10 protein-coding genes are annotated in these 12,469 nt (G+C 61.5%); 7 read left to right on the plus strand and 3 right to left on the minus strand.

Translation table 11 applies throughout. The annotated features are described in order from the left end of the window. The first annotated feature begins 141 nt into the window (after positions 1 to 141). A complete protein-coding gene (locus M1E04_RS09150; RefSeq protein WP_192130115.1) occupies positions 142 to 1,461 on the plus strand; it encodes a DUF6861 domain-containing protein in 1,320 nt (439 codons plus the stop codon). Continuing rightward, positions 1,458 to 1,805, plus strand: coding sequence for a hypothetical protein (locus M1E04_RS09155; RefSeq protein WP_410930713.1), 348 nt, complete (start codon positions 1,458 to 1,460; stop codon positions 1,803 to 1,805). The genes M1E04_RS09150 and M1E04_RS09155 overlap by 4 nt, the downstream gene beginning before the upstream one ends. Before the next feature lie 244 nt (positions 1,806 to 2,049). Here the strand turns inward: M1E04_RS09155 and M1E04_RS09160 are convergent, their stop codons facing one another. Together M1E04_RS09160 and M1E04_RS09165 are read right to left on the minus strand one after the other, a co-directional pair. Further along, a complete protein-coding gene (locus tag M1E04_RS09160; protein WP_192130116.1) occupies positions 2,050 to 3,390 on the minus strand; it encodes an ATP-binding protein in 1,341 nt (446 codons plus the stop codon). Continuing rightward, the gene (locus M1E04_RS09165; protein WP_065988653.1) at positions 3,387 to 4,127 is read right to left on the minus strand and encodes a response regulator; all 741 of its coding nucleotides are present in this window, start codon (positions 4,125 to 4,127) and stop codon (positions 3,387 to 3,389) included. The genes M1E04_RS09160 and M1E04_RS09165 overlap by 4 nt, the downstream gene beginning before the upstream one ends. Positions 4,128 to 4,433: 306 nt before the next feature. On the opposite strand from M1E04_RS09165, the gene M1E04_RS09170 reads away from it, so the two are divergent. Beyond that, entirely contained in the window at positions 4,434 to 4,697 is a 264-nt protein-coding gene (locus M1E04_RS09170; protein WP_296315340.1) for a DUF2790 domain-containing protein, read from the plus strand. A gap of 111 nt (positions 4,698 to 4,808) precedes the next feature. After that, complete coding sequence (locus M1E04_RS09175; RefSeq protein ID WP_456292798.1) at positions 4,809 to 6,758, plus strand: AAA family ATPase; 1,950 nt, start codon at positions 4,809 to 4,811, stop codon at positions 6,756 to 6,758. A 206-nt stretch (positions 6,759 to 6,964) separates the two neighbouring features. Here the strand turns inward: M1E04_RS09175 and qhpR are convergent, their stop codons facing one another. Beyond that, entirely contained in the window at positions 6,965 to 8,041 is a 1,077-nt protein-coding gene (gene qhpR, locus M1E04_RS09180) for an AraC-like transcriptional regulator QhpR (RefSeq protein ID WP_410933976.1), read from the minus strand. 473 nt (positions 8,042 to 8,514) lie between these two features. Here qhpR and eat point away from each other — a divergent pair, with 473 nt between their 5' ends. The 3 genes from eat to eutC are packed head-to-tail and all read left to right on the plus strand — an operon-like array spanning position 8,515 to position 12,139. Continuing rightward, positions 8,515 to 9,867: an ethanolamine permease gene (eat, locus tag M1E04_RS09185; protein ID WP_065988650.1), complete on the plus strand. Its 1,353-nt coding sequence runs from the start codon at positions 8,515 to 8,517 to the stop codon at positions 9,865 to 9,867. A 27-nt stretch (positions 9,868 to 9,894) separates the two neighbouring features. Next, positions 9,895 to 11,286: an ethanolamine ammonia-lyase subunit EutB gene (locus M1E04_RS09190; protein ID WP_456292799.1), complete on the plus strand. Its 1,392-nt coding sequence runs from the start codon at positions 9,895 to 9,897 to the stop codon at positions 11,284 to 11,286. Between the two features lie 34 nt (positions 11,287 to 11,320). After that, positions 11,321 to 12,139, plus strand: a complete 819-nt coding sequence (gene eutC / locus M1E04_RS09195; protein WP_456292800.1) for an ethanolamine ammonia-lyase subunit EutC — start codon at positions 11,321 to 11,323, stop codon at positions 12,137 to 12,139. Positions 12,140 to 12,469 lie beyond the last annotated feature (330 nt).

The raw sequence follows: 12,469 nt of genomic DNA on the forward strand, positions 1-12,469 counted from the left end.
GGTGATGACTATGGTATCGGTGCGGCTTGAGGCATTCGACGTCTCCGGCTAAATGGTTTTCTAGCTTAGGCGTAGGCTTTCGGTAAATTCAAACCCGCATTGGAGGCAACTACCACTCTTTGCAAAGGACTGAGGTAATAAATGGATCTTCTAAAAAACGTTCCAAGTTGGGATGACGTGGAGCGAAACCTCGATCATAGATTCAACGAGATAAATCAGAGCATCGATCATGGTTTGCAAAGCGCAAACGATAGCTGGGACGGATTCACTCGTCGTATCGGCAGTGCCGCTACGACGGCTTACGGCTACGCGGGCGGCAGCCACATTGACTCTTTACGGCTCGCAGTGGCCATGTCCTACCCAATTGTTCATGCTGACCTGACGCGAAAGTGGGCATCGATCGAAATTGAAAAGATTCTTCCGGTCTTAATGCAGTTAATTCGAGAAGTCGTAATGATTGTGGGTGGGAGCGTCGCGGTCGGGACCCTTGCAGGCGGCATTGCAGGGTCTGTGGCGTTTGGTGCAGGTGCGGCGCCCGGAGCCATGATTGGTGGGAGCATTGGCTTGCAGGTGGGCAACCTAATCCTGATGGCTCTTGGCTTGGCAGCCATAAGTGAATACTTTTGCCGAGGACTGATGCCTTGCGTAATCGCCTTGTACGAAGGCGTAACTATGGCGTGGTGCGCCGAGGATGGTTTAACGCCAGCGGGGTTAGATCCTACAGGTGGTTCCGCAGCCATGATAGACGAACGCCTTGGTCGTGCAGCGCGGCAGCTCGCAAGTGGTCAGGAACAACTGGTGTTGCTTCTCTTCACGGCTATCGTCAGTTACCTCAATCGCGGGCGGATAGTGGGTGGTGTGCTCAACACCATGGAAACCGTCGCCACACGAAGTGCAAGCTTGCGGGCCGGAATGCCTAACAGAGAGCTGGCGGCTTGGCTTGAGCGAAATCAGCAAAAGATGCTTTCCAATCCCGAGTTGCGTGTCGATGAGACGAATCCTTCAGCGAAAGTGGCAGAGCCGGATATCGAGCCATCAAAGAACATTGCGCCTGGCAAGTATGCGAAAAGAACAGATATTGAGTTTCGCTCCGCAGCTGAAGTGAACTCGACGTATCCTGAAGGTTGGTCGCCACCTTATAGACCTGGCACCCGAGTGACAGAATTTACATCCACTGTTGATGACGTCTATGTAAGGGTACATGGAGAGACGAATATGGCGCGCTCGTGGATGATGAAATCAGAGGCCATAAAAGGGCTTACAGCAGCGGAAATAAAGTCTAAATTCGCGCTTCCTGAGCTCCCCACCTTCATGTCAGAAGTATCTGTTCCAGCCGGAACCCGGATCAGGACCGGAGTGGTGAATCCAGTTTTTGGTGGGATGGGTAACGCCACGCAGTACGAGCTGCTTCAACGACTGCCCACCTCCGCGTTTAAAAACACCATAAGGCTTGGCCAATGAATAACATTGCATTTGAGATAGTCCACGGAAAACTTACCATCGGCAACCGAACATTCAATCTTCCGCATCCCGTAGAAGAGGCACTTGCTTATCATGATCTAATCATCGTTCGCGTCGAACCTCCAGCCGGTGTCATTTTCAACAGAAATGTTTATGGGATTAGCCATGAGGGCGAAGTTCTCTGGCAGATAGAAGAAAGCCCCCATGGAACTCAAGAAGACAAGCCGTATGTGAATATCAACATAGGCCAGAACCACGATCTTATTGCGGGCAACTGGAATGGAGTGAGTTATTCCGTGAACCCTGAGAATGGAAAAATCACGGTTGTATCTTTCGACAAATAGTTAGTCGGGCATAATGCGCATCCTTGATTCCCGTAATTCCCATGCTCCGCGTGGTAACGCCGCCCCGGACGCTCTGCGTCCAATCCCGGCTGAAGCCGGTCGTGCTGACTGCACGCGGTGCTTTCAGTGGGACCGGCTTTAGCCGGGAATGCGTCAGCCGTCACACTGCAGAATGTTCAGCGCTCACACCAGCCTCTTCCCGGCTGAAGCCGGTCCCACCAGGGATGGTCATCGTCACCACCCTCTAAATATCCGTGATCTTCACCGCCCCCGTCGCTATCCGCGCGGGCAGTTTCAATTGCGCGCACAACCCACCCCCTTCGCGGTTGGTCAGGCTCAACGTGCCCCCTAACGCGATCGTCAATTGCTGTGCAATCGCCAGGCCCAGGCCGGTACCGCCGGTGTCGCGGTTGCGTGAGCTTTCCACGCGGTAAAACGGTTTCAGCACTTCCGATAATTCCCCTTCGGCTATGCCCGGCCCGCGGTCGAGCACGTGCAGCGACAGGCTCTGGTCGGCGTGGGCAATGACCTGAATCTCCGCCGCCCCGCCAAACTTCAACGCGTTGTCAGTCAGGTTGACCAGCACCCGGCGCAGGGCGTGGGGGCGGGTGTCGATGACGGCGCCGGTTTTGCCGTGCAACTGCACGTCGCGGCCGACGTCCTGGTAGTCAAACACCAGGCTGTCGAGGAATGAATCCATGTCCACACGCCGCGCCGTCTCGGTGGATGTGTCCATGCTGCGCGCATACGCCACGCCTTCCTGCACCAGGTGCTGCATCTCGCTCAGGTCGCTCCAGAGCTTGTCTTTCTCGACGCCATCGTCCATGAACTCGGCGCGCAGTTTCATCCGGGTGATCGGCGTTTGCAGGTCGTGGGAGATTGCCGCCAGCAGTTGCATGCGCTCCTTCACGTAGGTCGAAATCCGTTGCTGCATGGTGTTGAACGCCACGGCGGCGAAGGCCACTTCGGTCGGGCCGCTTTCATCCAGGCGAATGCCTTCGCCGTTCGGGTCCAGGTTATCGACAGCGTGGGACAGGCGCGTCAGCGGGCGAATGGCCGTGCGCACGGCCAGCCAGGTGCAGGCAAACAGCAGCACCAGTTGGCCGATCAACAGCAGCGGCAGCCAGGGTGACAGCGGCGTGATGCGCGGGTGCATGTCAATTGTCAGCGGGCTGCCGTCTTTCAGCGTCAGGTGCGCTTGATAGTGCAGTCGGGTGTCGGGAATGTCCGTGAACGTCAGCGCGTAATCACGGCCGAGGCTGCGCTGCATGGAATGCACGGACATCGGCGCTGTGCTCATATTCATCGGCGCGCCGGTCTCTCCGGCACCCAGGATGTAGCGACAATTGGGGCTCTCGAACCGTGGCAACCAGGCCTGACGCTCATCGGCGGGCAAGCGTTCCAGAACGGCCACGGCGGTGCTCAGGTCCCGTTCCAGATTGCCCAGCATCAGCGTCATTGCGCTTTGGTAGCGCTCATAAAATTGCAGGCCGAACGACAGCCCGTGGGCCAGCACCAGGCTGATCAGGAAAATCAGCGAAAGCCGTGACGCCAGGGTCCGCGGCCATCCGAAGCTCAGCTTCATGGGCTATCCCCGAGAATTTCCACGGCGTAGGTAAAGACGTAACCCTCGTTGCGCACGGTCTTGATGTAGGCCGGGTCGCGGGCGTCGTCGGCCAGGCGCTGACGCAAACGGCTGACCAGCAAGTCGATGGAGCGGTCGAACAGATCGGCGTCGCGGCCCTGGGTCAGGTTCAGCAGTTGATCGCGACTCAACACACGCTGAGGGTGATCGAGGAAGGTGCGCAGCAGGCGGTATTCCGCGCCGCTGAGGGTGACCACTGTGCCCTGGGCGTCGAGCAAGTGGCGGGCGGTGGTGTCCAGCTGCCATTTGCCGAAGGCCAGCAAACGACCGGCTTCGGTGACGATCAGGTTCGGCGGCAGCATGCGGGTGCGGCGCAGCACGGCGTTGATCCGCGCCAGCAGTTCCCGGGCGGCGAAGGGTTTCACCAGGTAGTCGTCGGCGCCCATTTCCAGGCCGATGATGCGGTCGGTTTCGTCGCTGCGGGCGGTGAGCATCAGCACGGGTGTGGTTTTGTGCTTGCCGGTGCGCAGCTCGCGGCAGAGCTGCAGGCCGTCGTCGCCGGGCATCATGATGTCGAGCACGATCAGGTCGACGGGCGTCGACTCCAGAAACGCGCGCATCTGCCTGCCGTCCGCCACCACCGTGGTGCGCAGGCCGTTCTTCTTCAGGTAGTTGCCGACCAGCTCCCGAATCTCGCGATCGTCATCGACAATCAGAATGTGATCGACGTGCTCCATTGCCGCTGCTCCCGCGTTCATTGATGTGTGGCGCATCTTAACCAGTCGCGCGTGACTTGCCTGCGGGCGTTTGTATTCCACTGTATCTGGCGCTGCCGGGCATACATGCGCATGCAAAAGGCGGGTTTTCGGCGCGAATGTATCGCTGTGTATCTGCAGCGGGCTCTGACACGTGAGGATGATTTTTCGGCCGTTCGCGACACAAGCGAGATACCTGCGGGGCGTTCAATGGGACCCATCGAGACGACAGACGCACACCGCCTCGAACCCCTAACCGAATGACCCCATTGAATACCGGAGCACATCATGAACTGGAAGAACCTCAGCATCGCCACCCTGTTTGCCGCCCTGAGCCTCAGCGCTCTCACCGCACAAGCCCAGCCCGTTGCTCAAGCGCACACTTATATGTACGGCGATCACCTGGACATCGCCAAGGCCCTGTCCACCGAAGTCGATTCGACGCCGGTATGCGGCGTGGTCAATGCCCACCTGCGCTACCTCGATTCCCAAGGACAGCAGCAGACCCTGAACTACGAAACCGTTGCCCAGAACTGCCCGCGGGACAACTGAGGCTGGCCGGTAAAGGCGACACGCAAGTGGGCGGTGATCGGGCGGCAGGAGTAAGCTGTGCTCCTTTTTGACTGCCCGCGCCCACGCGCCGCCCAGGACCTGACGCCCGCAATGAGATCACCCGCTGCCTTCGCGCCCCCGCCGTCGTTGTTTTTGCCCCTGACCGAAGAGGTGTGCAAGGGCCTGGCCGCTGGCGAATCGCTGGACGATTTCCTGAGTGAGGCGGGCCGGCCGCAACTCGCCGCGCTGATGCTGCTGCTCAATCTGAAGGCGCTGGTCGCGCAAAACACCGCCGTCGAACAGCTCGAACGCATGCTCGATGATGTCCTGCGCGCGGCCGCTTCCGTTGAAGAAGCGGGCGGTCGTTTTGCCGATCTGGTGCGCGGCAGGTTCACAGTCGACCATTTGGCCGCAGGGCTCTCGGTGCTTGAAGTCGCCGGCGTCAGTCTGCTCGAAGACGCTGACATCGAGCAGCAGGATTACCTCGACGGGGAAGGGCAGTGGGACTTCGGCTTTGGCCTGCGCCATCGCGCCAAACTCGAACCCCTGACCCGCGAGGTCGTGATGCCGTCCGGCGATGTCCTGCGCCTGAGCGATCAGCAGAGCCGGATCTTCGACGAGTTCAAGGTCTGCAACGAAGAGTCGTTCCATCTGCAGGCCTACGCCGGGGTGGGCAAGACGTATCTGCTGGCGAAGTTCTTCGAGGTCCTGGTCCCGGAAAAGACCCTGCTCATGGCGACCTTTCCGGGCCAGGTGAGCGCGCTTCAGGCGCGGGTGCATCAGGCCAATCCCGACGCGCGGATCAACGCGTGCACGTTTGGCCACATGGCCAACCTGCTGCTCAATCGCGACTTGACCGCGCGCGGCTGGCGCAACACCGACATTCAGCGGACCGGCGCCAGTTCACTGGTCGATGACCGGCAAGTGGCGCAGTGGCTGAACCTGCAAGCCGTGGGCAAGCTGCAGCCCCGTGACGTGGCCCGGGTCTGTCGCGCCACCGTGCACAGTTTCAGCCTCTCGCCGCTGGCGAATATCGAAGCGCGGCACTTGCCGTCGCTGGGGCACGCAGCGAGTCAGGCGGACATCGCCCTGCTGCTGGAATACAGCCGCCTGCTCTGGCGCGAAACGGTCAGGCCGTCGGCGCCGCACATTCGTCTGCCAATCCGCAACAGCCACCGGATCAAGTTCCTGGCGCTGACCAGTGAAGTGATCCCTGAGAACTACAGCCACATCATCATCGACGAAAGCCACGAACTGACGGCGCCGATGGTGCAGATCCTTGATCGCAGTCCCCAGGCGGTCATTACGTTGGGCGACGAATTCCAGCAGCTCAGCGGCAAGACCCCGCGCCACGGCGGCTTCATTCGCCAGCGTTTCATGACCCAGTCGATCCGCGCTGGCAAGCAAATGGCCGACGTGCTCAACCCGATGATTCAGTTGCACCCCAGCGACATCAAGGAAGGCTTCGTGGGCCGCGCACCGCACCCGACGCGGGTCATTGGCCACGGCGTCATGCCGATTCCGGAAAAACCCACGACGATTCTGGTCGCCAACGAATGGGGCTTGTTTGCCTGGTTCAAGCGCCTGACCGAAGCCGGCGCGCGCTTTCAAATGCCGCCGCGCACCCTTGAAAATCTCACGCTGTTCGTCAAAGGCCTGGACCTGCTCTACCGTGAAGACCTGCGCCCGCAACACCGGCTGATCTTCCGCTTCGCCTACTGGGACGCGCTGGCCTCGGCCATGGGCGGCAGCCATGAATTCAAGGCGATGCACGAGTGGCTCGGCCAGGGCAACCGGCTGCAGGACTTCATCGACACCACCCAAAGGTTCTGCAACGACCCGGCCGCCATTCTCAAACTGGCGAAAGTCGAAGACGTGAAGAATCAGGAATTCGACTCTGTGTTGCTCTCCCGCGACCTCATGCGCCCACCGCGTGAAGGCTCGACGCATTCACTGGCCAGCGTGTGTTCACTGCTCTACACCGCCAGCTCCCGCGCCCGGCACGAACTCCTGCTGCCGGGGAACATGAATGACTGGTTGCAGGATTTGGGGCGTAAGTAGAGCGCGCTTCTGATCCAGACGCCGCGCTGCCCGCTGGAACTGATTTACCTGTGGGAGCCGAGCTTGCTCGCGAAGGCTTCCTGTCAGTCACCAGAGAAAGTGGCTGAATGTTTGGGCCCTTTCATGAGCAAGGTGGAGCGCCACCCCGGTCACTCCCACATGACCGGTGCTGTCTGGAAAAACAAGGAAAGCCGGCCGTCGGCGTTTCAAACCCGGCAATCACCCCCCCGCCACTGCTTCGGACTCACCCCAAACCATCGTTTGAACGCCCGAGAGAACGCGCTGGTTTCCGAGTAGCCGAGCAGCGAGGCGAGTTGGGTGATGCTGAGGTTCTGCTGTTTCAGGTGGTTCAGTGCCAGCTCCTGACGGATCTGGTCGACCAGTTGCGTGAAGCTGATGCCGTGTTCGCGCAGTTTGCGCTGCAGGGTCCATTCGGACAGGCCGAGGGTGAGGGCGATCTCGTCCAGCGCCGGCTCGCCCAAGTGCAGGGTGGCTAGGAGGGTCTGGCGGGCGCGGTCGAGGAGCGTGGCCTCGTGGCCGTTGCTTGTGCCACTGCCGGTATCGCCCAGTTGACGGATCGCGTCCTTGATCAGCATCAGCAAGACTGGGTCGCTGCCGGGCATGGCCTTGCCCACGACATCGCCCTTGGGAATCAGCAGTGAATTGCAGCGCTGCCCGAAACACACGTCCGCGCGGAAGACGTCGCGGTGTTCGTGCCAGCCTTGGGGTTTGGCGTGTTCGAAGGCGACCTGCCGAGGTGCCCAGTCCGGGCCGAGCACGTGGCGCACCAGGTTCAGCGCCATGCCCATGGTCAGTTCGGCGTCCTGGCGGCGTTCGGCGATCGCGCCATGGCGCACCTGATAGTCGAAACGGTAGCACTCGCCTTGATCGACCAGTTCGATCAGGGTGCTGTGTTGATGGAAGGGGAAGGCGGCGGAAAAGTTGATCAGCGCGTCTTCCAGCGTCGCCGAGCACAGGCCGATGTAGCCCAGCAGACCCAGCGCCTGTGGACGGAATTGCTGGCCGTAACGCAGGCCGAAATTGTCGCAGCCGGTCTGGTTGGCGGCTTCTTCCAGCACTTTGCAGTAGTTGGTCAGTGGCAGGCTCAGGGTCGGGTGCAGCAGTTGCTCGGGGTCGATGCCGGAGCGGCCGAACACCCGGTCCAGATCACCGCCGTGCTGCACGATAAAACCATCGAGCCCGTTGGCCGCAGCGGACAGCACGCCGCGATTGCTGGCGGCGGGCGTGTTCGATGCGGCGGCGGGGACGAGGGTCTGGAGCATGGGGGTGAAGGCTCTGACGGTGGGTGTGCAGACCCTGCAAGCAAATGTCATACCTTGTATCAGCCGCATGCGTGATCGTGCTGCAGTCACCGACTTCGTGGGAGTGACCGGGGTGGCGCTCCACCTTGCTCGCGAAGACTGCATTCCAGCTGCTGCATACTCGGCGAATGTACCGACCTCATCGCGAGCAAGCTCACTCCTACATGGGTATCGGTGCTACCTGGCGACTCATCCGGCGACCAGGGATCTGGGAACTCCGGTGCCATGCTGGCCAAGCAACACAGGCCAAGCGTGACCCCCAATAAAGCACCGGGCCATTTTCGCGCGCCAGCGTGGCGCACCCCCGGCAGATACCCCCAAAACTTGACCGCAGACGACAAACCGCGCGCCGTACGGTCAAGCCTTCGCCCGTCAGCTGTGACTATGCTCGATGTCAGACAAATACCGTCGCCTGGCTACCGGGGTACACGCTCATGACTGCTTCACAACTCAAACCCACCTTGGGAACCCTGCATTTGTGGGGGCTGGCCGTTGGCCTGGTGATTTCCGGCGAATACTTCGGCTGGAGCTACGGCTGGGGCACTGCCGGGACGCTGGGCTTTCTGGTGACCACGCTGATGGTCGCGGTGATGTACACCTGTTTCATCTTCAGTTTCACCGAGCTGACCACTGCGATTCCCAATGCGGGCGGCCCGTTTGCCTACAGCCTGCGTGCCTTCGGCGTCACCGGCGGGATGATCGCGGGGCTTGCGACACTGATCGAATTCGTCTTCGCCCCGCCGGCCATCGCCATGGCCATTGGCGCCTACCTCAACGTGCAGTACCCGTCCCTGGACCCAAGGGTGGCGGCCATCGGCGCGTATTTCGTGTTCATGACCCTGAACATCCTGGGCGTGAGCATCGCCGCGACCTTCGAGCTGGTGGTCACCATCCTGGCGGTGGCCGAACTGCTGGTGTTCATGGGCGTTGTCGCGCCGGGCTTCAGCTTCAGCAACTTCGTGCTGGGCGGCTGGGCCGGTTCCGACACCTTCAGCCTGCCGGCCATCAGCGGCATGTTCGCGGCGATCCCGTTTGCCATCTGGTTCTTCCTCGCCATCGAAGGCGCGGCCATGGCGGCAGAAGAAGCCAAAGACCCCAAACGCACCATTCCGCGTGCCTACGTGGCGGGTATTCTGACCCTGGTGGTGCTGGCGATCGGCGTGATGATCTTCGCCGGCGGCGTCGGCGACTGGCGTACGCTGGCCAACATCAATGACCCGCTGCCACAGGCGATGAAAGCGGTAGTCGGCGGTAACTCCAACTGGATGCACATGCTGGTGTGGATCGGCCTGTTCGGTCTGGTGGCGAGTTTCCACGGCATCATCCTCGGTTACTCGCGGCAGTTCTTCGCCCTGGCACGGGCGGGCTTTTTGCCGCCGAGCCTGGCAAAACTGTCGCGCTTCCAGACCCCACACCGCGCCATCCTCGCGGGCGGCGTGATCGGCATCATCGCAATCCTCAGTGACGGCGTGATCAACCTGCAGGGCATGACACTGACCGCGGCGATGATCACCATGTCGGTGTTTGGCGCTATCGTGATGTACATCATCAGCATGCTCAGCCTGTTCAAGCTGCGCCGCAGCGAACCGAACCTCGAGCGCAGCTTCCGCGCGCCGGGCTATCCGATCGTGCCGGGCATCGCGCTGGTACTGGCGGTGGTGTGCCTCGTCGCCATGGTCTGGTTCAACCTGCTGATCTGCGCCATATTCATCTGCCTGATGGCCGTGGGCGCGCTGTTCTGCAAAATGGTGCGCGGGCGCAGTGCGTCGGTCGCGGTCACCGGTTAATCACGCGGTTCGAATGAAGAGGTGTGCATGAGCTTTTCCCACAGCATCGGTGGCATGGTCTGGCGCTTCGACAGCCTGCGGGAACTCATGGCCAAGGCCAGCCCCGCGCGCTCCGGCGACTTCCTGGCCGAAGTGGCCGCCAGCAGTGATGCCGAACGCGCGGCGGCGCAAATGGCCCTGGCCGACGTGCCGCTCAAGCGGTTCCTCACCGAAGCGCTGATTCCCTACGAAGAGGATGAAGTCACCCGCTTGGTCGTCGACAGCCATGACCGCGCGGCTTTCGCCCCGGTCAGCCACCTCACGGTCGGCGGCTTTCGCGACTGGCTGCTGGGGGACGACGCCACCGAAGCCAGCCTCAAGGCCCTGGCGCCGGGGTTGACCCCGGAGATGGCAGCAGCGGTGTCGAAGATCATGCGCGTGCAGGATCTGGTGCTGGTGTCACAGAAGATTCGTGTCGTCACCCGCTTTCGCAACACCGTCGGCCTGCGCGGGCGCATGTCCACCCGGCTGCAACCCAATCACCCCACCGATGACCCGGCCGGCATCGCCGCCAGCGTGCTCGACGGTCTGCTGTACGGCAACGGCGACGCCATGATCGGCATCAACCCGGCCACCGACAGCGTCAGCGCCATCAGCGAACTGCTGAAAATGCTCGACGGCGTCATTCGTCATTACGAGATTCCCACCCAGTCCTGCGTGCTGACCCACGTCACGTCCTCGGTCGCCGCTATCGAAAAAGGTGTGCCGCTGGACCTGGTGTTTCAGTCCATCGCCGGCACTGAAGCGGCCAACAGCGGTTTCGGCATCAGCCTGGAAATCCTTCGCGAGGGCTACGAAGCTGGGCTGAGCCTGAAGCGCGGGCCTCTGGGCGACAACCTGATGTACTTCGAAACCGGGCAGGGCAGCGCCTTGTCGGCCAACGCTCACCACGGCGTCGATCAACAGACTTGCGAGGCCCGCGCCTACGCCGTCGCGCGGCATTTCAACCCGTTTCTGGTCAACACCGTGGTCGGCTTCATCGGCCCGGAATACCTCTACAACGGCAAGCAGATCATTCGCGCCGGGCTTGAAGATCATTTCTGCGGCAAGCTGCTCGGCGTGCCCATGGGTTGCGACATCTGCTACACCAACCACGCCGAAGCCGATCAGGATGACATGGACGTGCTGCTGACCTTGCTCGGCGTCGCGGGAATCAATTTCATCATGGGCATTCCGGGGTCCGACGACGTGATGCTCAACTACCAGACCACCTCGTTTCACGACGCTTTGTATGCACGTAAGACTATCGGTCTGCGCCCGGCGCCGGAGTTCGAAGAATGGCTGACGCGCATGGACATCCTGCGCCAGGATGACGGCGGCGTGCGGCTGGGGCAGGGCGTGCCGCCGCTGTTTCGCAAGGCGCTGGCGCAACTTAATTAGTCGCTGATCAGCAGTTCAGACAAGGGCATGAGCCATGAGCGATGACAAGAAATCACCCGCACACGCCGATGCCTGGCAGCAGTTGCGCTCGCTGACCTCGGCGCGAATCGCCCTCGGGCATGCCGGTACCAGCCTGCCCACAGCGGCGCAGCTGGATTTCCAGTTCGCCCACGCCCAGGCCCGCGATGCCGTGCATCTGGCGTTCGATCACGGGGCGCTGGCTGAGCAATTGGCGGGTCGGTCCCGGGAAACGCTGACCGTGCAAAGCTCCGCCACCGACCGCCATATGTACCTGCAACGGCCTGATCTGGGGCGGCGCTTGTCCGAGGCGTCGGCTGAGCAACTGAAGGATTACGCGGCTGCGCATCCTGAAGGATTTGATTTGGCGCTGGTGGTCGCAGACGGCTTGTCTGCGCTGGCGGTGCAACGTCACAGCCCGGCGATGCTGGAGCGCATCGATGAAATGGCGGCAGCGCAAGGCTGGCGCCTGGCGCCGGTGGTGCTGGTGGAACAGGGCCGGGTCGCCGTTGCCGATGAAATCGGCGCACTGCTCAAGGCGCGCATGGTGGTGATCCTGATCGGCGAACGGCCAGGCCTCAGCTCACCGGACAGCCTCGGTCTGTACTTCACCTACGCACCGCGCGTGGGCCTGAACGACGCTGCGCGCAACTGCATTTCCAATGTGCGCCTTGAGGGGATGAGTTACGCGATGGCGGCGCACAAGTTGCTGTACCTGATGCGCGAAGCCTGGCGCCGGCAATTGTCCGGCGTGAGCCTGAAGGACGACGCGCAAGTGCCGGTTTTGGAAACGGGCGAGGGCAGCCGGCCGGGGAATTTTTTGTTGGGTGGGTGAATGTCTCAGGCACTGCGGGGTCTTGTGGGACCGGCTTCAGCCGGGAAGAGGCCAGTGCATTCGCTGAATCTCCACCGGCAGAGACACCGCTTTCCCGGCTAAAGCCGGTCCTACGAAATGCGCGCGCGGTGTCAGTAGGACCGGCTTCAGCCGGGAATAGGCCAGTGCATCCGCTGAATCTACACCGGCAGAGACACCGCTTTCCCGGCTAAAGCCGGTCCTACGAAATGCGCACGCGGTGTCAGTAGGACCGGCTTCAGCCGGGAATAGGCCAGTGCATCCGCTGCATCTGCACCGGCAGAGACACCGCTTTCCCGGCTAAAGCTGGTC

The sequence above is a fragment of the Pseudomonas sp. AK106 genome (genome assembly GCF_053903055.1).